We start from the raw sequence: 23,346 nt of genomic DNA on the forward strand, positions 1-23,346 counted from the left end.
TGCGCCGCGGTGGATCGCGTCGGAGCGGCGGTCTCCTGCTTGACGCCGCCCTCCGTACCCGGGAAACCGCGGCATGCCTCCGGGTCGAAAGCGCGCCGAGGAGCCGCCTGCGAAGAAGAGGGCGACGCCTGCGAAGAAGACGGTGAAGCCACCTGCCGGGCGGGCGCCCTCGAAGCGGGCGGCGCGCGGCTATCACCATGGCGACCTCAAGCGGGCCCTCGTGGACGCGGGGCTGGCGCTCCTCGAGGAGAGCGGCGTCGACGCCGTGCGGGTGCGGGAGGCGGCGCGGCGGGTCGGCGTCTCTCCGGCCGCGCCGTTCCGCCATTTCCCCTCGCGGGAGGACTTCCTGCGCGAGGTCGCCCTCGCCGGGGTCGAGCGGTTCGAGCTCGCCTCGGCGGCGGAGATCGCGGCGGCGACCTCCCCGCTGCTGCGCTTCCGCGCGCACGGGCTCGCGTCGGTCCGGTTCGCCCTGGAGCACCCGGCGTTGTTCGAGCTCCTGAAGGGCCCTGCCTTTCGCGGCGACCCGGAGGGCGCGCGCGCGCTCCTGGCCGCCCAGGACGAGGCGCAGGCGCGGCTGCGGAGGATGATCGAGGAGGCGCGGGAGCACGGCGAGCTGCGCCCCACCGACCCCATCGTCACGGAGGTCGCGGGCCGCGCGATGGTCTACGGGCTCGCGCGCATGTTCCTCGACGGGCAGCTGCCGCGCGAGGGCGCGATGGAGCTCACCGAGGCCGTCTTCGACGTGCTCGGCGAGGGGCTGGCGCAGGCGCCGGCGGGCTCGGGCTCAACAAGGTTGGGTTAGCGCAGCGAGAGCGCCGGCGGGTTCGGGCTCAACCAGGTTGGGCTGGAGCGAGAGAGGCAATGCCCGCCGACAGCGCAAAGACACAAAGACGCACCGAGTCTGTTCTGTTTGCGTCTTCGTGCCTGCTCAGCCGCCGAGCTTGAAGTTGATCGACTTCGGCCGCGTCAGGTGGAGGAACCCGAGCGCCGAGAGCGTCGCGCCCTTGCCGCTGTTCTTCGCGCCCGTCCACGGGAGCGCCGGATCGAGCGTGTCGCACTGGTTCATGTAGACCGTGCCCACGTCGAGCTCCGCCGCGAGCCGCGTCGCGCGCTCCCTGTCGCGCGTCCACACCGACGCCGTGAGCCCGAGATCGCTGTCGTTCATCAGCGCGAGCGCCTCCTCGTCGGATGAGACGGGCACGATCGGCAGCACCGGCCCGAACGACTCGATGCGCATCACGTCGAGATCGGGCGCCGTGTCCACGAGGAGCGTCGGCTGGAAGAAGCGCCCGCGGCCGTCGACCTGGATCGCCCGCCCACCGCAGAGCGCCCGCGCCCCCCGGGAGAGCGCCTGCTTCACCTGCGCCTCCAGGAACGCCGGCGCGTGAGGCTGCGCCATCGGACCCATGTTCGTGCCCTCGGCGGTCGGATCACCGAGGACGTACTTCTTCATGAGCTCCAGCGCGGCCTCCACGAACTTCGGATAGAGATCGCGGTGGACATACGCGCGCTCGACCGCACAGCAGCTCTGTCCGGCGTTGTAGCAGGCGCCGTCAACGATCCCGTCCACCGCCTTCTCGAGGTCCGCGTCGGCCGCGACATACGCGCCGTCCTTGCCGCCGAGCTCCAGGCCGGCATCGACGGCCACCTTTTTCGACGTGGCCGCATAGATCCGACGTCCGCCTTCGACGGAACCGGTGAATCCCACGAAGTTGACCCGCGGGTCCGAGGCGATGCGCTCGGACGTGGGGTGGTCGCAGTGGAAGGCCTGGACGACGCCGGGCGGCGCGCCGGCCTCGGCGAAGGCCGCGGCGAAGTGCTCTCCGCAGAGCGGCGAGCGGGGCGAGTGCTTCAGCAGCACGACGTTGCCCGAGAGCACCGCCGGGATGACCACGTTCACGGCGGTGAGGAGCGGATAGTTCCAGGCGGGGAGGTTGAAGACCACACCGAGCGGGGCGCGGACGATGCGACGCTCCTGCCCGGGGAGCTCCGGGAGGACCACGTCCGCGAGCGAGGCCTCCGCGATCGAGATCATGTGCCGGGCCCGCTTCGCCATGCCCGCGACCTCGTTGCGGGACTGGCGCAGCGGCTTGCCCACCATGCGGGTGACGTCGGCGGCGATCGACGCCGCGCTCGCCTCGAGGCGCTCGACCGCGCGCTGGCACAGGGCGGCGCGCTCGGCGAGGGGGGTGCGCGCGAAGCTCCGCGCGGCGGCGGTCGCGGCGTCGAGGAGCCGGTTGACCTCGGCCTCATCAGCGAGGGGCCGGCGGACGGCTTCTTCGAGGGTATAGGGGTTGTCGATCACCAGGTCGGCCATGGCCGGGGAGATTAACTCAGTTCCCTGGAGGGCCAAGCGTCGTCTAGACTCTGGGCGAATGCGCGCCATCGCGGCAGGTCTATCGGACGTCGGCAGGGAGCGGGTCCACAACGAGGACCGATACATCCTCCTCCCCGAGTTCAACGTCTACGTCGTCGCGGATGGCATGGGCGGCCACGAGGCCGGCGAGGTCGCGAGCCGGATCGCCGCGAGCGCCATCGCCGGCTACTTCCGCGAGGCGAACGGCAAGCGCCGCAAGGCGTCCACGGGCGACCGGCTGCGCGCCGCCGTGACCTACGCCAACGCGCGGATCTTCGCGCACGCCGACGATTCCCGGTACTACCGCGGGATGGGGACGACGGTCGTCGCCGCGGCGTTCGCGCCGCGAGAGCGGAAGTTCTACGTCGCGCACGCCGGCGACAGCCGCTGCTACCTGCTGCGCAAGGGCGGCTTCGCGCAGCTGACCCGCGACCACTCGCTCATCGCCGACGCGCTCCTCGAGCGGCCCGACCTCACCGAGAGCGACCTCGCGTACCTGCCCCGCAACGTGATCACGCGCGCGCTCGGCATCGGCCCGAGCGTCGACGTCGACCTGCGCGCCGAGCGCGTCGAGCCCGGCGACGTGTTCCTCCTCTGCTCCGACGGCCTCCACGGGCTCGTCGACGATCGCGACATCGCGCGCATCATCGAGGACAACGCCGCGCTCGACGACGCGTGCGGCAAGCTCATCGACTGCGCCAACGAGAACGGTGGCCGCGACAACATCACCGCCGTCCTCATCCGGATCGAGGAGACCGCATCGGCGTCGTGGACCCCGCGCCAGGGCGCGAAGAGCCGCAGCGCGCGGTAGCATCCGGAGACGCTCGGCGGGGTCGGGGAGCGCGGCGCCTCAGCGCGTGATCTGCGCTCGGCGCGCGGCCGCGTGCTCGCCGTGCGCGATCGGCTGGAAGAAAGCGAGGTCATCGAATGCGAACCACGTGGATCGGGATGGGGCTCATGGTCGGCGCGCTGCTCGCCTGGGGCTGCGGCGGCGAGTCGGCGCTCGGCGAGGCGTGCGAGGCGGAGGGCGCGGACGGCGAGTGCGAGGACGGGTCGGTGTGCGGCAAGCCCGACGACAGCGCGGCGCTCCAGTGTCTCAAGACGTGCGTCGAGCAGACGGACTGCCCCGCGGACCAGGAGTGCAACGGCATCTCCGGCTCGGACGTCAAGGGCTGCAGGCCGAAGTAAGCGCGACGGCGCGGCGGTGCGGGGCGCGCTCGGAGCACGCCGGCGCCGCCGTCGAGGCACGCCGGCGCTGCGCTCAGAGCACGCCGGCCTGCGCGCGGTCGAGCAGGCCGTCCATCACCTCGAACAGCTGCCGGTTGCCGTCCTGAGAGTAGCCCGCCAGCTTCTCTTCGCAGGCGGGGATGGCCTTCACGAAGTCGGCGATCACGGCCGGGTCGTCCAGCGAGTCGGCGGCGCGGCCGAACCCCTCGCGCTCGAGGTAGCGGGCATTGAGCACCTGCTCGAACTGGCGGCCGAGGGGGACGGCGAGCATCGGCTTGCGCAGGTAGACCGCCTCGCCCATGAGCGTGAACCCCCCGCCGGCGATGACGGCGCGGCAGGAGGCGAGGTCGTCGATGAAGCCCTCCTCGCTGAAGGGGCGGTAGCGCAGGTTCCCCTCGACCTGCTCCTCGGCGATGTTCCGGCGCATCCCGTAGATGCGGCACTCGAGCCCGGTCCTGGCGAGCGTCTCCGAGAGCGCGTCGTTCCCCTCGGCGGTCTGGTAGACGAGCAGGTGCTCCCCGGGGCGGCGGTTCGCGGCGATGATCTCCGGGCGGAGGATGGGCGGCACCAGCGTCGTGTCCTGCTTGCGGACGGGGGGGCGGAAGAACGTGGCGATCACGTAGTGGTTGCAGAACGGCAGCTTGCTCTTCACGAACGCGCGCGTGAGCTGGAAGCCCGCCTCGTGGCCCGCGACGATCTCCGGGTCGTGGGTGCACCGGTTGATGATCTGCATGTTGTCGACCGAGAGGATCGGCAGCCGGTGGAGCTTGGCGTAGAGGTAAGTCCACGACTCGAAGTCGCTGACGGTGAGCTCGGGGCGAAAGTCCTTGATGAGCTCGAAGTACGCGGCGATGTTCTTCGGCGTGCCCGTCGCGCCGGAGAGCACGTTGGACCAGAGCGTCTTGCCGCGCCGCACGCGGTTCTCCTCGTAGATCATGTGGAGACCGTGGATGCGGTTCACCCCCGCGAAGCGCTTCGACAGGAAGTCCGTCGCCCGGCCCGACGCCATGATCTCGAGCTCGTGTCCCTGCGCGAGCAGGTGTTCGATCACGACGCGCGAGCGCATGGCGTGCCCCATCCCTTCGCCGACGACGCCATAGAGGATCTTCATGACGCGCGAGTGTAGCGGGGGCTGTCCGGGGTTCGAAAGGAAACGGCGCCGCCGCGGCGCGGGCGGCGGCCCGCCGGGGCCAGCGCGGACGGCGGCGCGGCGGCGCGGGAGGCGAGCGTGACGCCGCGCCGGCGGATCTGGAGCGAGCTCTTGCCGCTCGAGGTCGTGCGGGCGCCCGGGACGCTCGCGCTCCTGCGGCGGTACGCGCTGGAGCTCGCGATCGCGGTGCGGCCCGAGACGGCGGCGGGGCTGCCGGATCTCGTGGCCGCGTGCGCGGACGCGGGCGTGGCGGTCGCGGTGTGGCCGATGATCGCGGACGAGGACGGGCGCTGGGCGAGCGCGGGCAACGCGGCGGCGTTCGGCGCCTTCGTCGCGCGGCTGCTCGGCGCGCTCGACGGCCGGGGGGCCTCCGCGGCGGAGGTCGTCTTCGATCTCGAGCCGCCGATCCAGGAGGTGCGCCGCGCGCTCGCGGGGGGGCGCGGCGCGCTCGAGCTGCTCGGCGGCCGGAGCGCCGGAGCGCCAGGGGGCCCGCGGTGGCGGGACGCGGAGCGCGCGTACGTCGAGATGGCGACCGCGCTCCACGCGCGCGGGGTCGCGACCTCGGCCGCGATCGTGCCGCTCGTCCTGGCCGACGGGCCGGCGCGCGGCTGGGAGCGGATCCTCGGGACGCCCGTGTCGGCGCCGCCGTGGGGGCGGGTCAGCGCGATGCTCTACACCTCGCTGTTCGAGGGCTACTCGCGCGGCGCGCTCGGCCGGGACGACGCGGTCGCGCTGCTCGCCGGGGCGTGCCGCGCCGCCGCGCGGCGGTTCGGTCCGAGGGCGGGCGTCTCGCTGGGCGCGGTGGGGAAGGGCGCGCTCGGCGACGAGCCGGTCTACCGGTCGGTCGACGAGCTCCGCGAGGACGTCGCTGTCGCGGCGGCGGCCGGCGTCGCGGACCTCGCGCTGTTCGACCTCGGCGGGGTGCTGGCGCGGCCGCCGGCCGAGGCCTGGCTGGAGGCGTTCGTGGCGCCGCCGCTCGAGGCGCGCCTGCCCCGCGCGACGCTGCGGGCGCGCGGCGTGGTCGCCGCCGCGGCGCTGCTTGGTTGGGCGGCGCGGGCGGCGGGGCTCGCGCGCTGGCACGGCTAGCCGTGGTGCGACTTGCCCTGGCCGCGGTAACGCTTCCAGTGATGTCGCTTGTTCTTGTTCTTCGGCCTGCTGTTGCTGGAGAGGCCGATTGACGTCTTCTTCGTCGGCGAGGACATGCGCCCTCCATGGCGCCGGGAAGGAGCGAGAGGAAGGGGGACCCGCGGCGATCGCGGCGAGCCGCTCCCTCGATACGACCAGCGATGTGCGATGAGCGAGCTCGCCTGGAACGAGCTCACCCGGACGCCCGGCGCGTCAGCGCGTGAGATGGAGTCGCTGGCAGAGCCCTCCCGTCCGGTCATGGCGATTCGCCGGCCGGCCATGCTCGAGGATCTATAGGTTTCCTTTCGTCTTGATCAGGTTGCTCGAGGGCCTCGATCTCAATCACCTCGAGCGCGATGCGCGGGCGTTTTGTCGGCTGGCTGAAGATTTGGCAGCGCACGGGAACCTGCGGTCGTCCGCAGCGCGCGTGGCGTGGAATGTTGCACCGCGCGAGGGTCGGTGCGCATGCGCGGTGTGCGTCCTCTCTGCGACCCTGCGCAGCGCAGAGGTCTTGAGGTGTGTCAGCGATCAAGGATGATTGTTCCGGTCAGCGCATTGACGATCGTCGCGCAGCGTGTGATAGGTGGGTGCGTTCGAACAGCTTGGCTTGTGACATTGACTTGAATGTACGGAGGTGCCTGTGAATCGAAGCAAGGCGTGGGTCCTTCGCGCGACCTCGGGGGTGTCCACGACGGCCGCGTATTCCCGGAAGGCGATGGCGCTCGGCCTGGCGCTCGCAGCGGCGGCGTGCTCCCCCGGGAACACGGGGGACGCAGGGGCGAGCGTGGATGGCGGCGACCAGGGCGATGCGCTCACGGAGAGCGCCGCCTCGGGGACGGGCGGCGCGCTCGCGACAGGGGGAGCCTCGGAGACGACGGGCGCCGGGGCCAGCGGCCCGGGGAGCACCGCGGGCGCCGGCGGCGAAGCGCCGGGAGAGGGCAGCGGCGGCTCGCCGGGAGGGGGCGGCGGCGGCTCGCCGGGAGGGGGCGGCGGATCGGACGGGGCGCCCGACGCGTGCAGCAGGGCCGCCGCGTGCGGCTCGCACAAGTGGGCGTGCTGGCCGATGCCGAACCCGGCGGGCAGCGGCCTGCCCAACGCCGCGAGCACCACCGATGTCGGCGGCGGCGTGGTGCACGACAACGTGACGTGCCTCGACTGGCAGCAGAGCCCTCCCTCCGAGGCGTACACGTGGGAGCAGGCGATCAGCTATTGCGACAACCTGACGCTCGGCGGGCACTCCGACTGGCGTCTGCCCACGCGGATCGAGATGACGTCGATCGTGGACTTCACCCGCAGCCCGGCCATCGATAGCGGCGCTTTCCCGGGGGCGCGAGGGGGCTTCCACAAGACGGCGTCCGACTGGATCCTCACCATCCGGCAGGCAGGCGCCGGCGCCGGGCGCGATTACGCCTGGGCCTTCAACATGAGCGACGGGATCGTCAGCAACGCCTACTCCAAGGCGACGGCGGCGAGCCTGCGCTGCGTGCGCGGCAACGGCGAGGGGGAGGCGCCGAGCAGCCCGGCCGTGGCGCCGCCCGACCAGTACACCGTCGTGTCGCCCGGAGAGGTGATGGACAATTACACCGGGCTGGTATGGCAGCAGGGCTATTCGCCGACCACGATGAGCTGGGCCGACGCGGCGAGCTACTGCGCGACGCTCGACCTCAACGATCGCGCCTGGCGCCTGCCGAGCATCCGCGAGCTCGCGACGCTCGTCGATGAAGCCCAGGTGGCGCCGTCGATCAACCGGACGATGTTCCCCGACACGCAGTATGGCGCCCGGAGCAACGACTGGTACTGGGGCTCCCATGAGGCGGTGAGGAGCGCGCCGGCGGCCTGGGCGCTCAACTTCGACGATGGCTTCACCGGGTTCAACGCCGGGGCGAGCGGCAAGTGGAACTACTTCACCTCGGCGTGGGTGAAGTGCGTGCGCTGAGCGCGCCTCCGCGGCCGCCGCGCGCCGCGAGCCGGCGGGGCGCCCGCGCCTCGTTTCGGTGGCGCGCCGCTGCCCGCGTCGGATAGCGTGCCCTGGTGAGCCCGAACGCGCTGCCGGCGCGCCCTCGCCTCGCCGCGCACGTGCTCGCGCGGCGCCACCTCGTCGGCGACGAGGAGCGCGTCATCCTGCACGACCTCCGCTCCGGACAGCTGCTCCAGCTCGGCCCGCGGGAGTGGGTCCTGCTCTCCGCGGCCGACGGGACGCGCGACGTGGAGGGCATCGTGATCGCCGCCGCCCGCGAGGGCGCGCCCGCGCGCGTGCCCGCGGCGGAGGCGTTCTTCGCGCAGCTGCACGCCGCCGGGCTGCTCGGGGCGGAGGACGCCGGCGAGGAAGCGTCGCCCTGGGCGCCCGCGAAGCCCGCCTCGCCGGCTGCGCCCGCGCTCGGCCCGGGCGAGGGCGATCCGCGCGAGCGCCCGCTGGAGGTGCTCCCCGATTTCAGCCTGCGCTGCGACGGCCGCGGGAGCTGCTGCCGCATCTACGCGTCGATCCTCTTCGACCCGGAGGAGGCCGCGCGGGCGCGGGCGCTGCGGCCCGAGGTGCTGGGCGGCGGCGCGCGCCACGAGCGGGCCTTCACGCCGGAGCGCGGGGCGTGGCCGTGCGCCGCCTCCGTGGTGGCGATGCGGGACGGCCGGTGCGCCTACCTGGAGGGCGAGGGGGGCGAGGCGCGCTGCTCGCTCCACGCGATCGGCGGGCCCGAGGCCAAGCCGCTCGGGTGCCGCACCTTCCCGACGAGCTTCATCGACGATGGCGAGTCGATCCGCGTCTCCGTCGCCACCGAGTGCGCCTGCGTGCTGGCCAGCGTGGGCCGCCCCGGCGGCTCGCCGCTCATCGACCCGCGGCTGCGGGCGCGGCGCGACCTCGACGAGCGCATCGACGTCGCGCGGCTCCCGGACCGCGCGGAGGTGGCGCCCGGCGCGACCGCGGCCCGGGCCGAGCTCGTCGCGTGGTCGCGGCGCCTCGCCGCGGCGGCGCCGCCGCCCGACGTCGCCGCGGGCCTCTTCTCGCTCGCCGCCGCGGTCGAGGCCGAGGGGCTCACCGGCGGCGCGATCGCGCGCTTCGAGCGGCCCGACCCGCTGGAGCCGGCGGCGCTCGCGCCGTGGCTCGCGGCGCTCCACGCGCGCGCGGCGCGGCGGGCGCGCGAGGACGCCGCCTGGAGGAGCGAGCGGGACCTCGCCCGGAAGGCCACGCAGTGGATCGCCGCCGCCACCTTCGCGCTGGCCGAGCCCGACCTGCTCGCCGCGCTGCTGCTGTCGCCGGCGCCCGCCCCCGACCGGGAGCGCTTCTACCTGCGCGCGGCGCTGCACGGCCACCGCCTGCTCGGGGCGCTGCCGCTCTCGCTCGCGCTGCGCGACCGCGCGGCGCGGCTCGTCGTGGCCCGGGCGCTGCCGCTCGTCTGCGCGGAGGCGGGCGCGGACGACCCGGCCTGCGCCGAGCCGATCGCGCTCGTCGAGGCGGCGCTGCGCGGCCACGGCCTCGACGCCTACGCCGCCGACGTGGCGCGGGCGTCGTGATCGCGCCGGCCGGAGAGACATCGCGCCCGATCTTGCCGATAATGCGCCCGCGATGGACCAGCCCCCGCTCGACAACAGGACGGACTTCGCCGCGCACCCGCAGCTCCTCGTCGATCGGGACGGCGAGAAGCTGGTCACCATCGTCAAGGCGAGCTTCGAGCTCCAGGAGGACGGCGGCTTCGAGCTCGCGCCGCCCGAGCGCACGCGCGGGGTCCGCCTCGCCGATCTGCCGTGGGAAAAGGAGAAGCCCGAGAGCGTCGCCTATCCCGCGGACATCTGCCTGTTCAAGCCGGCCACCGACGTGATCTTCGTGGCGAGGGCGTACGCGCCGAACGGCAAGGCGGTGCCCTCCTTCGACGTGCGCGTCGAGGTCGGCCCGCTCCGGAAGTCGCTGGTGGTGTTCGGCAGGCGGCTCTGGGTGGACAAGGGCGCCGGCCTCACCGCGCCGGGGCCGATCGAGCAGATCGACATGCGCTACGACCACGCCTGGGGCGGCACGGACGACGAGGACCCCGCGGCGCTCCTCGAGGAGCCGCGCAACCCCATCGGCACGGGCGTCACGCGCGCGCCGGCGTCGCTCACCCATCAGGCGGCGCCGAGCATCGAGGACCCCGCGTACCCGATCCGCAGCGCGAAGACGGCGCCGCCGCCCGCGGGGATCGGGGCCATCGGCCGGCACTGGGAGCCGCGGCGCAGGTACGCCGGGACCTACGATCAGACGTGGCAGGAGCTCCGCGCGCCGCTCCTGCCCGAGGACTTCGACCACCGCTTCAACCTCTGCGCCTCGCCCGGCTTGATCGCGGACCCGCCGCTCGCGGGCGGCGAGCCGGTGCGGACGCTCAACCTCACGCCCGAGGGGGCGCTCAGCTTCGAGCTCCCGAGGGCGCAGGTGGAGATCGAGTTCCACGTGAAGGATCGCGCGCCGGTCGCGTTCGCGCCCCACCTCGACACGGTGCTGGTCGACCTCTACGCCACCGGCCCGGAGAAGCCGGTGGCCGTCGAGATGGTCTGGCGCGCGCACGTCAAGGCGCCCCGGCGGATGCGGGACGCGCGCGTGATCGTGCGCGAGCGGGGGCTCGCGTGAGGCCCCTCGCCGCCCTGGTGGCCGCGGGCGCGGTCACGCCGATCGGGCTGCGCTCGATCGACACCGCCTTCTCGCACCGCGCCGCGGCGGCGGCGATGCGCGCGGCGCCGCTCGTGGACGGCCAGGGCGAGCCGGTCACGATGTGCTTCCTCCCCACGCTCGATCCGCTCGTCACCGGCGCGGAGCGCGCCGCCGAGCTCGGGGCCCGCGCGCTCGGCGAGGCGCTCGAGAAGCTCGGCCCCGCGGCGCGCGCGCTGCGGGTGCAGATGACCCTGTGCCTGGACGAGCACCTCGGGCAGCGGCAGCCGGGGGGCGAGGTCCCGGCGCAGCGGCTCGCCGCCGAGCTCGCGGCGCGCGCGCAGGCGCACGCGCCGGAGATGGCGGTCAAGGTCTCGACGCGGGGCCCGGCCGGGGCGGGGCTCGTGCTGCCGGAGCTGTGCGACGCGCTCGCGCGCGGCGCGATCGACGCGGCGGTGCTCGGCGGCGTGCACACCGACTACGACCCGGCGCGCATCGCCGCGCTTGACGCCGCGGGGCGGATCTTCCGGCCGGACAACCTCGACGCGCTCATCCCGGGCGAGTGCGCGGCCTTCGTGGTGCTGATGCGCCCGGACGTCGCGCGCCGCGCCCAGCTCCGCGAGCAGGGGCAGATCGTCGGCCTCGCCACCGCGCACGAGCGGGCCCGCCCGGACAACGACGAGTCGGCGTTCCAGGCCTCGGGCCTCACCGCCGCGCTCCGCTCCGCGCTCGCGCCGCTGTCCGAGCGCGGGCTGCGCGCCGGCTGGGTGCTCACCGATCTCACCTTCGAGACCTTCCGCCATTTCGAGCTCCAGGCCGCCGCGACGCGCACGCAGCACCTCTTCTGCGACCCGCAGCAGGTGGAGAGCCCCGCCCAGCGGATAGGCCACCTCGGCGCGGCGGCCATACCGCTGCACCTCTGCATCGCGGCGGAGGCGTTCACGCGCGGATTCGCGCCGCACCCGTGCGCGGTGTCCCTCGCGGGGAGCGACGGCGGGGAGCGGGCGGCGGTGGTCGTGATGACGCCGGGGTGAAGGCGAGGGCGGCGGAGCGCGGGCCGGGGGGCCGATGTGCCATGGAGGGATGGCAGGAATCGGCGCTCACCCTCCGGCATGGCATGTTGAAAAGTTAATTCTTGCTGTAGCGCTCAGGCGAGCGTTGCGCTCGCCTCGACACCGAGGCTCTCGGCCGTGGCCACTAGTTCGCCGCGCACTCAAAGGACGCGGCGCTATCGATATTGCCCGAGCCTATGTACCGGGGCCATGTTGGGTACATACAAAGGGGCCTGGTCCGGCCCGGGACGCCTGTCGTGTCGGTGACGATCTGGTCGGTTGCTGGATCCGCTCCCTCTTCGGCCCAGCTTTCGAGCGCGGTCAAGTAATCCCACGCTGCGGTGAAGGCCGAGCCCAGGGAGTGGCCAAACCCAGGAACCTCATAATATCGAAGGAATGAGTCGACCGTTTCTGCTCCCATGTCGGCCCGCAGGCGCGAGAAATAGGCCTGTACGGCGCGCGGATTGACGAGCAGGTCCTCCGTACCTTGCAGCATCAAGAGCTTCCCGCCCTTCCCGGCGAAAGCGGTCAGATCGGCGTCCGCGACGTCCAGCGCGGAGAGCTCGTTCATCCGTGATGCAAATGCGCCTGCGTTCGATACATCGAACATCAAGTAATCGAACGCGGCGTCCCTGGTGACGGCATATCGTATGAAGCCGTCTGCGAAATGGGCGCCGTACGACATGCTCTCGGTCACCGGGAACCCGGGCGGCGCGCTCCCCAACCCAACTGCGGCGACGTGCGGTTGGAGCGGCGAGCTGCTGGCCATGCCAAGGTCCGAGATGAACGCGTTGAAGCCGGGGAAGCTTGCCTCGCCGCTCGCAAGCGGGAAATCGAAGCGCACCTCTCCGTTCGCCTCGATGAGCGCCGTGAGCTGGACGTCCGACAGGCACGTGTCCCCCGTGTCGTCGCCGCCCGGGCACCGGACAGGCACGCCGTTCAGCGACGCGGTCGACGGATCGAATCTCGCGTTGCAACCCCGGACGTCGCTGATCACCCCGTCGCTCGCGCCGTCGAGCGCGTCGCAGGCGGCCACGGCGGCGCGGTACAGCACACCGCGCTCCTCGGGGTCGAGGTAGGCCCCGGGCGCCGCGAACGCCTGGAGCATGGCGAGGCCACCGACAATCGAGGCCGTCACGTTCCGGGCGGGGTAGAGCGCGACGCATCCATCCCAATCATCTGGCCAGCGACCCGCGACCGCCAGGGCTTCCCGTCCCCCCGTCGAGCTGCCCAGGAAGTACGCCTTGGTCGGGGCGCTGCCGTAGCTCGCCTCGACCACAGCCATGGCAGCGTCGCGTGTCTTCTTCAGCGCGTCGGCCACCCAGTTTGCGTACGCCTCCTGGTTCACGGCGAAGGATCCGTCGAGGGGATTCGATTGGTGACCAGAGTCGCTGGCAAACACCGCATAGCCACGCCCGAGCGGCGTCACCGCGTCGGGCGTGGTGTTCAGCGGATTGCCGGCCACGTCCGGGATGATCCCGGAGAACCCGCCCCCGCCCAGCATGACCGCCTTCGAGTTCCAGTCGGCGGGTAGAGCGACCCGAAACTTTATGCTGGGGGCCGTCGGATCGACAGGCATGATGTCGCCGGACACGAGACAATGTTCGCCGACCGCGCCGTCTGCCGCGATCAGCTGGGTCGATGTGACGACGCCGCCGGTCGTGGGCAACCCGATGGAGGCGCTCGGAATCTGCATGTTCGCGAGCTGCGCGCAGCGGACCGCCAGCGGCGCCGTGGTGTCCGGCGTCGGGCTGCCATCGCCTCCACTGCAAGCAGCCAAGCATCCGAAGACCAGCGCGCTCATGGTGGCGGTCCAGCCGCTCTTCGACATGAAGGAATTCAATGTGGCCTCCTGTGTTTCTATCGAGAATATCTCTTCGTCCGTCGCGAGCCCGTCGAGGCTCGGCGCCATTTCATCACCTGTCGCGGGCCGGGCGAACGCTTCGCTGATGCCCATCGAGGCTCCTCTGCTCAGCGCCATATTGCCCGCGAGCTCGAGTGCCTTCGTGCCCGTACGATGCTGTCTCGAGCCCTCTTCGGCAAGGTGCAGTCCTGGTAAGCCGGTCTCCATCCATGCAAAGCCAGGGCGCACCCTTTCGGGACGACCTCCGCGCGCTCCTCGCGTTGCGCCGCCAGCCATCGCAGCTTCCTCGCCGCGGGCGAGGTGATCGGCGTCTCGAGCTCGCCCTCGTCAGCCAGGAGGAGGACGGGCCGCTCCCGGGGCGCGGTCAGCCGGAGCTGGTTCAGCAGATCGCGGGCCTCGCGGGGCCCGTGGGAGGACGGCGCGTGCTGCCCGGTGGTGACGCGGCCCCTCGACACCGAAACACCGAGCCTGCGCAGCGTGGTGGCCGCGTGGATCTGCTCCCGGAGCCGCGCCGCCTCGTCGCCTGGTCCGAGGAGGCGGGCTTCCTCGAGGGTGCGACGGCGGGCGGCGTGCTCGACCGCTGGGAGCGGTCAGCCGAGGGGGCGAGCGCGGTGGAGCCGCGACGGCGCACCGCCCTGAGCTCCGCAAGATTCCCGCGCCCCGCCCCCGCGTCCGTCCCGCGTCGCGGCCCGGCGATGGGGCTTGGCACCGCCCGCCGATCGCCTACCATGGCTCCAATGCCCGCCTCCTTCGCCACCTTCTCCCTCGAGGGCGACAAGCTCCCCGCGGACATCGTCGTCGCCGGGTTCGAGGCCGTCGAGGGCATCTCCACCCCGTACGCCGTCGAGGTGCGCTTCTCGACGTTCGACGCCGCCTTCCGGGTCGAGGACTGCCTGCGCAGCCGCCTGTGCCTGCGGGTCATCGACTCCTCCGGCGCGCAGCGGCTGTACGACGGCATCGTCGACCGCGCCGGCTTCGCGCGCGTCGTGGGCGAGGCCCGCCAGTTCGACGTCCGCCTGCGGCCGGCGCTCGCGGCCCTCGCGCACCGCGAGGGGTGCCGCATCTTCCAGGAGAAGACCATCGTCCAGGTGGCGCAGACGGTCTTCGAGGAGGCGGGCTTCGGCGACAAGGTCGAGTGGCGGACCGCGAAGGAATACGAGCCGCGCGAGTTCATCGTCCAGTACCGCGAGTCGCACCTCAACTTCGTCTCACGCCTGCTCGAGGACGACGGCCTCTTCTATTACTTCCGGCACGAGGTCTCCGGGCACACGATGATCATCACCGACGACCCCGCCTCGTTCGAGGTGGAGGAGGGGGCGCCGGTGCTCTTCCGCATGGCGCAGGGCGGCCTCCCCGGCGCCCTGCCGCTCGCCACCTTCACGAGGACGCGCGCCCTGCGCACGAGCAGCGTCCAGCTGCGCGACTTCGATTTCGAGAAGCCCGCCGTGAAGCCCGAGTCGTCGCTGCCCCGCAAGGAGGCGATGGCGCTGCCCTATTTCGAGTACCCGGGCGGCTTCACCAAGGGGAGCGTGGGCGCGCGCCTCGCCGATGCCCGCATGCGCGAGCTCGCCGCCGACGCCGACGTGTGCCAGGGCCAGAGCCGCGCGGCGGGCATCAAGGTCGGCGAGCCGTTCGCCGTCGAGGGCGCGGCCGAGCCGTGCCTGAACGGCGAGTTCGTCGTCACCCACCTCGTCTCGCGCGGCAACCAGACGCTCACCGGGGGAGAGACGAACTACGACGTCGAGAACCATTTCCGCGGCATCCCCAAGGGCGCGCCCTTCGCGGCCGAGCGCCGCGCGCGCCGGCCGCGCATCCGCGGCATCCAGACGGCGGTCGTCACCGGGTCGAGCACCCAGGAGCAGGCGATCCACGTCGACAAATACGGCCGCATCAAGGTGCGCTTCTTCTGGGACCGGCAGGGCCAGCAGGACCACACCGCGAGCTGCTGGCTGCGCGTCTCGCAGCTCGCGATGGGCGGCTCGATGATCCTCCCCCGCGTCGGCTGGGAGGTCTCCGTCGCCTTCCTCGACGGCGACCCGGACCGGCCGCTCGCCCTCGGGCGCACCTACAACGCCGAGAAGACGCCGCCGCAATCGCTCCCCGCCGCCAAGGCGTCCGGCTCGCTGAAGAGCATGTCGTCGCCGGGCGCGGGCGGTCACAACGAGATCGGGATGTCCGACAGCTCGGGGAGCCAGGGCTTCGGCGTCCACGCCCAGAAGGATCTCAACGTCACCGTCAAGAACGACAAGGTCGATGAGGTCGCGGTCAACGAGGAGAACCACATCAGCGTGAACGGCTCCCGCTCGGTCAAGGTCGACGAGTCGATCACCGTGTCGGGCAATCAATCGCTCGACGTCGGCGCCGTGCTCTCGCACAAGATCACGGGCAACCAGTCCATCTCGGTCGGCGGCAACGACACGAGCAACGCGATCAGCAATCACGTCGAGAAGGTCACCGGCAACCGCTCGTATACGGTGAGCGGCAATCAGATCACGATATCGAACGGCATCGAGCAGTCGATCACCGGGGACATGAGCCGCAAGGTCGGCGCCGTGCACATCGCCGGCAGCCTCGCGAACATCAACGATAACGTGCTCGGCGGGATGACCGAGACCGTGGGCGCCGTGAAGGCGCAGCTCATCAACGGCAGCCACGGGGAGCAGATCACCGCCAACAAGGACCAGACCTCCCTCGCGGCCGAGCTCCACCTGACCAAGGGCTCTATTTCCCAGGTGGCGACCGGCGTCACCAACCTGGTGGGCGGCCTCCATTACCAGAAGCTGAACGGCGATCTGGTCGTGCAGGCGCCGCTCATCACGCTCCTCGGCGCGGTCGGCTCGTTCAAGGGCGGCGGCAGCGAGCTCAAGCTCGGCGGCGGACCCATCGTGATCAAGGGGGCCAAGATCGCGGTCAAGGGCGCGCTGGTGGTCAAGATGGGCGCGTCGATGAAGCTGGGATCGTGAGTCTCACGGGCGCTTGTGAGGTGAAGAGTGGCTGATCATCATATCCTCGCGATCCCCTCCGTCACCGTGGAGGGCAAGGTCTACCGGGTGCTGCGCTTCGAGCTCTCCGAGCAGCTCTCGGAGCTCACCCACCTCGAGTGCGACCTGCTCGACGACGAAGCGGCGCTGCCGAGGCCGAAGGACGTCCTCGACAAGCGCGCGGTGTTCACGCTCTCGCGCAGCGACGACACGCAGACCCGCGCCTTCGCGGGCACCATCGTCCTCGCCGAGCTCCTGCCCGACAGCGACGACGTGCCCACGCTGCGGGTCCAGGTCGCGCCGGCCCTCTGGAACCTGGGGCAGCGCGCCGACTGCCGGATCTTCCAGGAGAAGAGCGCGGTCGACATCGTGAAGGAGGTGCTCGAGGGGGCGGGCGTGCCCGCGGGCCAGCAGGACTGGCGCTTGACCGAGCCGCACCCGGCGCGCGTCTACACGGTCCAGTACCGCGAGCGGGACCTCGACTTCGTCCACCGCCTCCTCGCGGAGGAGGGGATCTACTTCGCCATCCACACGAAGGACGAGGAGGACGTGCTCGTCTTCAGCGACTCGCCGGCAGGCCTCGAGGACATCGAGGGGACGACCTCGCTGCCGTTCTTCCAGGACTTCGGGGTCGACGGGTTCGCGGACCGCGTCGTCCGCCTCTCCCGCGAGGTCTCGGTGCGGAGCGACAAGGTGTTCGTCCGCGATTACAACCCCGAGAAGCCCTCGCTCAAGCTGGAGGCGTCGGCCGAGGGGAGCGACCCCGGGGAGCACGCGCTCGAGATCTACGAGTACCCCGCGCGCACCGCCGACGTGAGCGTCGCGGAGCGGCTCGCCAAGGTGCTGCTCGACGCCGTGCAGGCCGAGCGCGACGTGGTGCGCGGCGAGACCGGCTCGCTCGCGCTGCTCCCGGGACGGCGCTTCTCGGTGGAGGGCCACACGTACGACCCGCTCAACCAGGAGTACCTCGTCGTGCGCTCGCGCATCGCCGGCAGCCGGCCGCGGAGCTTCGAGCTCTCCGGCCGCGCGGCGGCGGAGGACGGCGCGCGCGACCTGCGCATGAGCTGCGAGTTCTGGGGCGTGCCCACCGGCAGCACGAGCTACCGGCCGCCGCGGCGCGCCCGCGAGCAGGTCATCCCGGGCGCGCAGACGGCGATCACCACGGGGCCCTCGGGGCAGGAGATCCACACGGACGCGGGCGGGCACGTGAAGGTCTCGTTCCACTGGGATCGCTCCGGCAAGAAGGACGACACGTCGAGCCGCTGGATCCGCACGAGCCAGGTGCCGACGGGCGGCTCCATGCTGCTGCCGCGCGTCGGCTGGGAGGTCACGGTGCGCCACGTCGAGGGCGACGCCGACCGGCCGTTCGTGATGGGGCGCATGTACAACGCCCTCACGCCGCCGCCCTACGCCCTGCCGAAGGAGGCCGGGAAGAGCTCCCTCCAGACCGCGACGACGCCGGGCGGGGGCAGCTCCAACGAGCTCCGGATGTCGGACGCGAAGGGCGGCGAGGAGATGTTCATCAACGCCTCGAAGGACATGTCCACCGAGGTGAAGAACAACGCGACCGAGTCGATCGGCAACAACCACTCGAAGAAGATCGGCGCGGACCAGTCGACGAACGTCACGAACAGCATGACGAGCAGCGTCGGCGCCAACCAGAAGGTCTCGGTCGCCGGCAACCAGGCGATGAAGGTCGAGACCTTCCACGTGGACGACATCGGCGGCGACCACACGCTCTCGATCGGCGGCAACCGCGACATGAAGGTCGGCGGCGACCACAAGCGCGACGTCACCGGCGACAGCTCGCTCACGGTCTCCGGCAACCAGATCGACCTCGTGGTCGGGTCGGTCACGGATCAGACGCTGGCCGCCTTCAAGCACGAGGTCAGCGCGGCGCTGGTCGAGCTCTCCCTGGGCCACCGCACGGTGACGGTCCAGGGCGACCGGAGCGAGACGGCCACGGGCGCGAAGGTGATCGCGGTCAAGGCCGGGCGCGGCGTCGAGGTCGGCGGATCGATGAACGTGAAGGTCGGCGGCGCGATCGTCAACGTCGCCAACGGGGACCGGGTGGAGAGCTCGCTCGGCGCTTACACCGAGCTTGCCGGCGGCGCGCACATCGTCAAGGCGAACAACGTCGTCTTCGAGGCGACGGGCGCGCTCACGCTGGTCATGGGCGCGTCGATCGTCTCGCTGACGCCCGCGAGCGTCGCGATCCTCGGCCTGTCCGCGAAGCTCGACGGCGACGTCGCCGACACCGCCGCGCTGGTGCTCGACAACTGAGGAGGAGGCGAACGTGGCACGCGAGACGGTAGCGCACTTCACGATCGAGGAGGTCCCCGCGGCCCGGGTGCTCCGCTTCGATTCGATCCACGAGGCGGGCAGGCCCCTCGTGCTCGACGTCGAGGTGATCCTCTACGCCTTCCAGGAGCTCGACGCGATGATCGGGAAGGGGGCGGCGCTCTCCTTCGGCGCGCCCGGCGAGCCGCCGCGCGTCATCGCCGGGACCGTGGAGGCGGCGACCTCGATCGGCTCGACCGAGCTCGGCGCGCTCGGGCTGGGCGCGCGCTACGCGGTGCGCGTCGTCTCTTCGCTCGCGCTCCTCGCGCGGAGCGTCGACTCGCGCATCTTCCAGGAGATGAGCGCCAAGGAGATCGTGGCGCAGGTGCTCTCGGAGCACGGCGTCGCGCGCGTCGCGTGGCGGCTCAGCGGCGACTGCCCGAAGCGCGAGTACTGCGTGCAGTACCAGGAGAGCGCGCTCGCGTTCATCTCGCGGCTCATGGAGCACGAGGGCATCTACAGCTTCGTCGAGGTCGACGACGAGGGGGAGATCCTCGTCTTCGACGACGACAGCGCCGCCGCCGGGCCGATCCAGGGCGACCCCGCGCTGCCGTTCCGGCGGCGCACCGGCCTGAGCGCGGCCGACGAGCGCGACGCGATCTACGCGATCCGCGAGCGGGAGCGGGTGCGCTCCGGCAAGTTCGTCCTCCGCGACTTCGACTTCGAGCGGCCGCAGCTCGACCTCACGGCGACCGCGGCGTCGAGCGAGCGCCCGGCGCTCGAGCGGTACGACTACCCGGGCGGCTACTTCGAGCCGAGCGAGGGGTCGCGGCTCGCGCAGATCCGGCTGGAGGAGGAGCATGTCGAGCGGCGCACGCTGGAGATCGAGGCGGTCTGTCCGCGCCTCGCGGTCGGGCAGAAGCTCACGATCACGGACGCTGGCGAGCTGGACGGCGAGTACTTCCTGTTCTCGGTGACGCACACCTTCGTCCACGAGGAGGACGGCGAGCGCGGCGGCGGCGGCGCTGCGCGCTCCAAGGCGCGGGCGCGGCTCGTGCCTGCCGACGTGAAGTACCGGCCGCGCCGCATCACGCCGATCCCGGTGATCGAGGGGCCGCAGACGGCGACGGTGGTGGCGCCGGCCGGCTCGCAGCCCGAGGCGATCCACACCGACGAGCACGGCCGGTGCAAGGTCAAGTTCCACTGGGACCGGAGCGACGTTGCCGACGACAAGGCCTCGTGCTGGATGCGGGTCGCGCAGCTCCAGACGTCGGGCTCGATGATGCTCCCCCGCATCGACTGGGAGGTCATCGTCGAGTTCCTCGAGGGGAACCCCGATCGCCCGATCGTCACGGGGCGCCTCTACAACGGCGTCTTCATGCCGCCTTACGCGCTGCCCGAGGGCAAGACGCGCACGGCGATGCGGACCGCGAGCACGCCGGGCGGCGGCGGGGTCAACGAGGTCCGGTTCGAGGACAAGGCGGGCGCCGAGGAGATCATGATGCACGCCCAGCACGACATGAAGACGGCCGCCGCGAACAACGCCAAGAAGAACATCGGCAACAACGAGACCACGGTGATCGGGAACAACGCGTCGCTCGAGGTCGGCGGCAACCAGACGACGAAGATCACGAAGGGCTCCTCGAACACGGTGGGCGCGGATCAGACGATCAGCGTGGGCGGCAACCGCACGGTCGAGGTGAACGCCGTGTCGGCGCTGACGGCGAAGGGCAACGCGACGACCACGGTGGGCGGGAACCAGTTCGAGATGGACGGCAACCCGCTCGAGGCGATGCTCGCGCTCGCCGCGCAGGCGGCGGTGCAGTTCGCGAGCGTGATGGCGAACAACGCGATCTCGGCGATCCAGGGGCAGGTCGACGGCGCCATCAACCAGGTGATGGCGCCGATCAACGGGCTCACGCAGCAGGTGCAGGGGGTCGCCGGCGCGATGGGGGCCGTCGCCGGTGGCGACATGAGCCGCATGCCCGCGATGATCGCGGGCGCGTCGGGCATCCCCGGCGCGAGCCAGCTCGCCGCCTCGATGGGCGGCGGCGGTGGAGGGGGCGGCGGCGGTGGAGGGGGCGGCGATGGTGGACGGGGCGGCGATGGTGGACGGGGCGGCGCTGCCGGCGGCGGCGGCGGCGGCGCTGCCGGTCGCGGCGGCGGCGCTGCCGGCGCTGGCGGCCCACCGAACATGCTCGCGGCGATCGCCTCGAACGCGGCGCACAACGCGCTCGCCGGGGGGATCTTCGTCAAGCCGGAGGCGCTCGCCTCGGCGCTCGGGATGGACTCGGGGGGCGGCGGCGGCGAGTCGATGGCCAACGCCGCGGGGCCGGAGGGCAGCGTCGATGGCGTGGACGCGACCGATCGCGAGAAGGGGCCCGGGCACTCGACCGCGAAGGTGGCGGGCACCCACAAGGAGGACGTGGGGTCGATGAAGGTCCTCGGCGCGATCCGGGACATCGACAACAACGTGACCGGCAAGAAGACGATCGACGTCGGCGCGGCGACGGTGCAGGTCGCCTTCGGCAGCTACTCGGAGAGCGTCACCGGCTCGAAGAACGAGAAGGCGACCGGGCTCGTGGTGCTCAGCAACGCGGGCGAGAGCGAGACGGTCACGGGCTCGCGCACGGCGATGGTGGGCGGCGCGGTGGTCGACAAGCTCAAGGGGTCTCACGTCGTGCAGGCCGTGGGGCCCGCGACGTTCATCGGGGCCTTCCACAAGGTGGAGGCGAAGGGCGCCATCGTCTTCAAGTGCGGCGGCAGCGAGGTGGTGATCGACGGCGGCGGCGTCACGATCAGCTCGCCGCTCGTGGCCTTCCTGGCGCCGAAGATCCAGCTGCCGAAGAAGGTCTCGGAGGTGTGATGACGGCTCGTTTCGACGGCGGCTCCGCGCAGGCCGGCGCGCCGCCCGCGGCGGAGGAGATCGAGGCGGAGGCCGAGGCCGCGGAGGCGCTCGAGGCGCGGCGGGTGACGCTGGACGACGTGCTCGCGGAGCCGGCGGCGCCCGCCGAGCCGGCCGCGGCGCCGCTCCCGGCGCGGCAGGCGCAGCTCCTCGGCGCCGCGATGCGGACCGCGCGCGTCGCCTCGGTCAGCGGGCGGACGGCGCGGATCCTCGTCCGGGGCGCGGAGGGGCCGGTCGCGGCCCAGATCGCGCCCGAGGTCGATCCCGAGGTGATCGCCGACGCGCACGCGCGCGGCGACGCCGTGCTCATCGAGCTCTGCGAGGGCGCGCTGCCGCTGATCGTCGGGGCCCTGACGACGCAGCGGCCGAAGGCGCTGCACCTCAAGGCGGACACGATCACCGTCGAGGGCGCGCAGGAGCTGCTCCTCCGCTCGGGCCGGGGCGCGATCCGCATCCGCGAGGACGGCGACATCGAGGTGGTGGGCAGCCGCATCAGCGCCGCGTCGCGGGGGCTGTTCCGGATCGTGGGGAGGCTGCTCCGGCTGAACTGACGGGCTCGCGCGGCGGGACTTGCGGCGGGGCGATGGAGCCCGGCGCCCGCTCGAGCCGAGCCCAGCGCGGCGCGCAGGGAGCTCGGCGACCCGGGGAGGTCTCTGCTCTTCCCCCTCGTCGATATCCGATGCATCACGAGCGGCCGATGACCGCGCCCCTCCTGACCCCCACGCTCGAGCACGCGCTGCCGGTCGATCGCGACCTCGTCCACTGCGCGACCTTCGCGCTCGCGTGGGCGGAGCTCCAGCGGCTGCTCGGCTCCGAGGACGTGCTGGTCGAGCCCACCGAGCTCTCTCGCTCGCTGAGCCGCGCCGCTCTCCTCGCCGCCGACGCCCTGGATCCAGCCGAGTCGTTCGCCGGCGCGGGCGAGGGCGGCGCGGCGCTCGCCGCGATCCGCGCCGGGCTGGCGCGCCGGTTCGGCGAGGCGCAGACGCGGCTGCTGCCGCAGAGCGTGCCGGCGCACGCCCTCGTGGCGTTCGCCTTCCTGCGGGCCACGATCGCCTTCGAGCGGCCCTTCCTCCGCGATCGCGCCCAGGGGCTCGCGTTCCGGGGGTCCCGCGTGCAGTGCTTCGGCCACTGGGGCGGCTCGGGTGCAGGCGTCTACGCGGGCGCCGCGACCGTACACCGCCACGAGTCGCCGGGTGATTTCGTCGTCGAGCTCCGCGGGCGCGGCGGCGCCTCGATCGTCGTCGCTCGCCGCGGAGGCTGGTCGACGCTCGCGGACGCGACGCACGACGCGCTCGCCGCGGTCGATCGCGGGCCTGGCCGGTGGGCGCGCCTGTGGGGTCAGGCCTCGCTGCAGGACGACGACATCCTCCAGGTCCCGGTCGTGTCGCTGCGCGCCGACGCGTCCTTCGAGGGGCTCCTCGGCAGGCCGATCGTCCCGGGGGATCGCGTCCTCGTCGCCGCGTGCCAGACGATGGAGCTCGACGTGGACGAGCGCGGCGCGCGGATCGTGTCCGAGGCGCTCGCGCTGGGCGTGAAGAGCCGCCGCCGCCGAGGGCGCGAGCTCGTGTGCGACGGGCCGTTCCTGCTCGCGCTGCGGCGCGCAGGCGCGCAGGCGCCGTACTTTGCCGCGTGGCTGCAGTCGGGCGCCGCGTTCCTCCCGGTCGATCCCCCCTGAGCGCGCTCTGGCGCCGTACGCGCACCCAGAGCGGTGCTTACGCGCACAGGAGACGGGTCCAGATCGGCGTTTTCGGCGCGCAGGCGCACTCATGTGCGCTGAGCACCGAAAACGTCGAGATG

Annotated in this window: 16 protein-coding genes; 13 read left to right on the plus strand and 3 right to left on the minus strand. The window is 72.4% G+C overall.

The annotated features are described in order from the left end of the window. Positions 1–73: 73 nt before the first annotated feature. Positions 74–802: a TetR/AcrR family transcriptional regulator gene (locus tag WME85_RS18535; RefSeq protein ID WP_437839936.1), complete on the plus strand. Its 729-nt coding sequence runs from the start codon at positions 74–76 to the stop codon at positions 800–802. Positions 803–928: 126 nt separating this feature from the next. Here WME85_RS18535 and WME85_RS18540 read toward each other — a convergent pair whose 3' ends face one another. Beyond that, positions 929–2,317, minus strand: coding sequence for an aldehyde dehydrogenase family protein (locus WME85_RS18540; protein WP_437839937.1), 1,389 nt, complete (start codon positions 2,315–2,317; stop codon positions 929–931). A gap of 58 nt (positions 2,318–2,375) precedes the next feature. Here WME85_RS18540 and WME85_RS18545 point away from each other — a divergent pair, with 58 nt between their 5' ends. After that, entirely contained in the window at positions 2,376–3,167 is a 792-nt protein-coding gene (locus WME85_RS18545) for a Stp1/IreP family PP2C-type Ser/Thr phosphatase (protein ID WP_437839939.1), read from the plus strand. A gap of 116 nt (positions 3,168–3,283) precedes the next feature. After that, complete coding sequence (locus WME85_RS18550; RefSeq protein WP_437839940.1) at positions 3,284–3,544, plus strand: hypothetical protein; 261 nt, start codon at positions 3,284–3,286, stop codon at positions 3,542–3,544. A gap of 73 nt (positions 3,545–3,617) precedes the next feature. Here WME85_RS18550 and WME85_RS18555 read toward each other — a convergent pair whose 3' ends face one another. Then, positions 3,618–4,694 (minus strand): MJ1255/VC2487 family glycosyltransferase, encoded by a 1,077-nt coding sequence (locus WME85_RS18555; RefSeq protein WP_437839942.1) that lies wholly within the window; start codon positions 4,692–4,694, stop codon positions 3,618–3,620. 117 nt (positions 4,695–4,811) lie between these two features. On the opposite strand from WME85_RS18555, the gene WME85_RS18560 reads away from it, so the two are divergent. The 5 genes from WME85_RS18560 to WME85_RS18580 all read left to right on the plus strand — a co-directional run bounded on the left by WME85_RS18560 (position 4,812) and on the right by WME85_RS18580 (position 11,501). Further along, positions 4,812–5,819, plus strand: coding sequence for a hypothetical protein (locus tag WME85_RS18560; RefSeq protein ID WP_437839943.1), 1,008 nt, complete (start codon positions 4,812–4,814; stop codon positions 5,817–5,819). A 679-nt stretch (positions 5,820–6,498) separates the two neighbouring features. Beyond that, on the plus strand, positions 6,499–7,794 hold the full coding sequence (locus WME85_RS18565; RefSeq protein WP_437839945.1) for a DUF1566 domain-containing protein: 1,296 nt from the start codon (positions 6,499–6,501) through the stop codon (positions 7,792–7,794). 95 nt (positions 7,795–7,889) lie between these two features. Next, a complete protein-coding gene (locus WME85_RS18570) occupies positions 7,890–9,365 on the plus strand; it encodes a YkgJ family cysteine cluster protein (protein WP_437839946.1) in 1,476 nt (491 codons plus the stop codon). Between the two features lie 52 nt (positions 9,366–9,417). Continuing rightward, on the plus strand, positions 9,418–10,449 hold the full coding sequence (locus tag WME85_RS18575; RefSeq protein WP_437839948.1) for a DUF2169 family type VI secretion system accessory protein: 1,032 nt from the start codon (positions 9,418–9,420) through the stop codon (positions 10,447–10,449). Continuing rightward, positions 10,446–11,501: a beta-ketoacyl synthase N-terminal-like domain-containing protein gene (locus WME85_RS18580; protein WP_437839949.1), complete on the plus strand. Its 1,056-nt coding sequence runs from the start codon at positions 10,446–10,448 to the stop codon at positions 11,499–11,501. Before WME85_RS18575 ends, WME85_RS18580 begins: the two co-directional genes overlap by 4 nt. A gap of 163 nt (positions 11,502–11,664) precedes the next feature. On the opposite strand, the gene WME85_RS18585 is transcribed toward WME85_RS18580, so the two are convergent. Next, complete coding sequence (locus tag WME85_RS18585) at positions 11,665–13,476, minus strand: tannase/feruloyl esterase family alpha/beta hydrolase (RefSeq protein WP_437839951.1); 1,812 nt, start codon at positions 13,474–13,476, stop codon at positions 11,665–11,667. A gap of 644 nt (positions 13,477–14,120) precedes the next feature. On the opposite strand from WME85_RS18585, the gene WME85_RS18590 reads away from it, so the two are divergent. The 5 genes from WME85_RS18590 to WME85_RS18610 all read left to right on the plus strand — a co-directional run bounded on the left by WME85_RS18590 (position 14,121) and on the right by WME85_RS18610 (position 23,224). Continuing rightward, the gene (locus tag WME85_RS18590; protein ID WP_437839952.1) at positions 14,121–16,346 is read left to right on the plus strand and encodes a type VI secretion system Vgr family protein; all 2,226 of its coding nucleotides are present in this window, start codon (positions 14,121–14,123) and stop codon (positions 16,344–16,346) included. Between the two features lie 27 nt (positions 16,347–16,373). Next, positions 16,374–18,647 (plus strand): type VI secretion system Vgr family protein, encoded by a 2,274-nt coding sequence (locus WME85_RS18595; RefSeq protein WP_437839953.1) that lies wholly within the window; start codon positions 16,374–16,376, stop codon positions 18,645–18,647. Between the two features lie 13 nt (positions 18,648–18,660). After that, entirely contained in the window at positions 18,661–21,510 is a 2,850-nt protein-coding gene (locus WME85_RS18600; RefSeq protein WP_437839954.1) for a type VI secretion system Vgr family protein, read from the plus strand. Continuing rightward, on the plus strand, positions 21,510–22,100 hold the full coding sequence (locus WME85_RS18605; protein WP_437839955.1) for a hypothetical protein: 591 nt from the start codon (positions 21,510–21,512) through the stop codon (positions 22,098–22,100). Before WME85_RS18600 ends, WME85_RS18605 begins: the two co-directional genes overlap by 1 nt. Before the next feature lie 146 nt (positions 22,101–22,246). Then, positions 22,247–23,224: a hypothetical protein gene (locus WME85_RS18610; protein WP_437839956.1), complete on the plus strand. Its 978-nt coding sequence runs from the start codon at positions 22,247–22,249 to the stop codon at positions 23,222–23,224. Positions 23,225–23,346: the final 122 nt, after the last annotated feature.

This window comes from Sorangium sp. So ce1153, from assembly GCF_051521595.1.
In the GTDB taxonomy this organism is placed as follows: Bacteria; Myxococcota_A; Polyangia; order Polyangiales; family Polyangiaceae; genus Sorangium.

Bases quoted from the DNA above. Each gene is read 5' to 3' on its own strand.
- WME85_RS18605 (WP_437839955.1), top strand. From the start codon at position 21,510: ATGACGGCTCGTTTCGACGGCGGCTCCGCGCAGGCCGGCGCGCCGCCC.
- WME85_RS18550 (WP_437839940.1), top strand. From the start codon at position 3,284: ATGCGAACCACGTGGATCGGGATGGGGCTCATGGTCGGCGCGCTGCTC.
- WME85_RS18535 (WP_437839936.1), top strand. From the start codon at position 74: ATGCCTCCGGGTCGAAAGCGCGCCGAGGAGCCGCCTGCGAAGAAGAGG.
- WME85_RS18545 (WP_437839939.1), top strand. From the start codon at position 2,376: ATGCGCGCCATCGCGGCAGGTCTATCGGACGTCGGCAGGGAGCGGGTC.
- WME85_RS18590 (WP_437839952.1), top strand. From the start codon at position 14,121: ATGCCCGCCTCCTTCGCCACCTTCTCCCTCGAGGGCGACAAGCTCCCC.
- WME85_RS18610 (WP_437839956.1), top strand. From the start codon at position 22,247: ATGACCGCGCCCCTCCTGACCCCCACGCTCGAGCACGCGCTGCCGGTC.
- WME85_RS18555 (WP_437839942.1), bottom strand. From the start codon at position 4,694: ATGAAGATCCTCTATGGCGTCGTCGGCGAAGGGATGGGGCACGCCATG.
- WME85_RS18585 (WP_437839951.1), bottom strand. From the start codon at position 13,476: ATGGGCATCAGCGAAGCGTTCGCCCGGCCCGCGACAGGTGATGAAATG.
- WME85_RS18575 (WP_437839948.1), top strand. From the start codon at position 9,418: ATGGACCAGCCCCCGCTCGACAACAGGACGGACTTCGCCGCGCACCCG.
- WME85_RS18540 (WP_437839937.1), bottom strand. From the start codon at position 2,317: ATGGCCGACCTGGTGATCGACAACCCCTATACCCTCGAAGAAGCCGTC.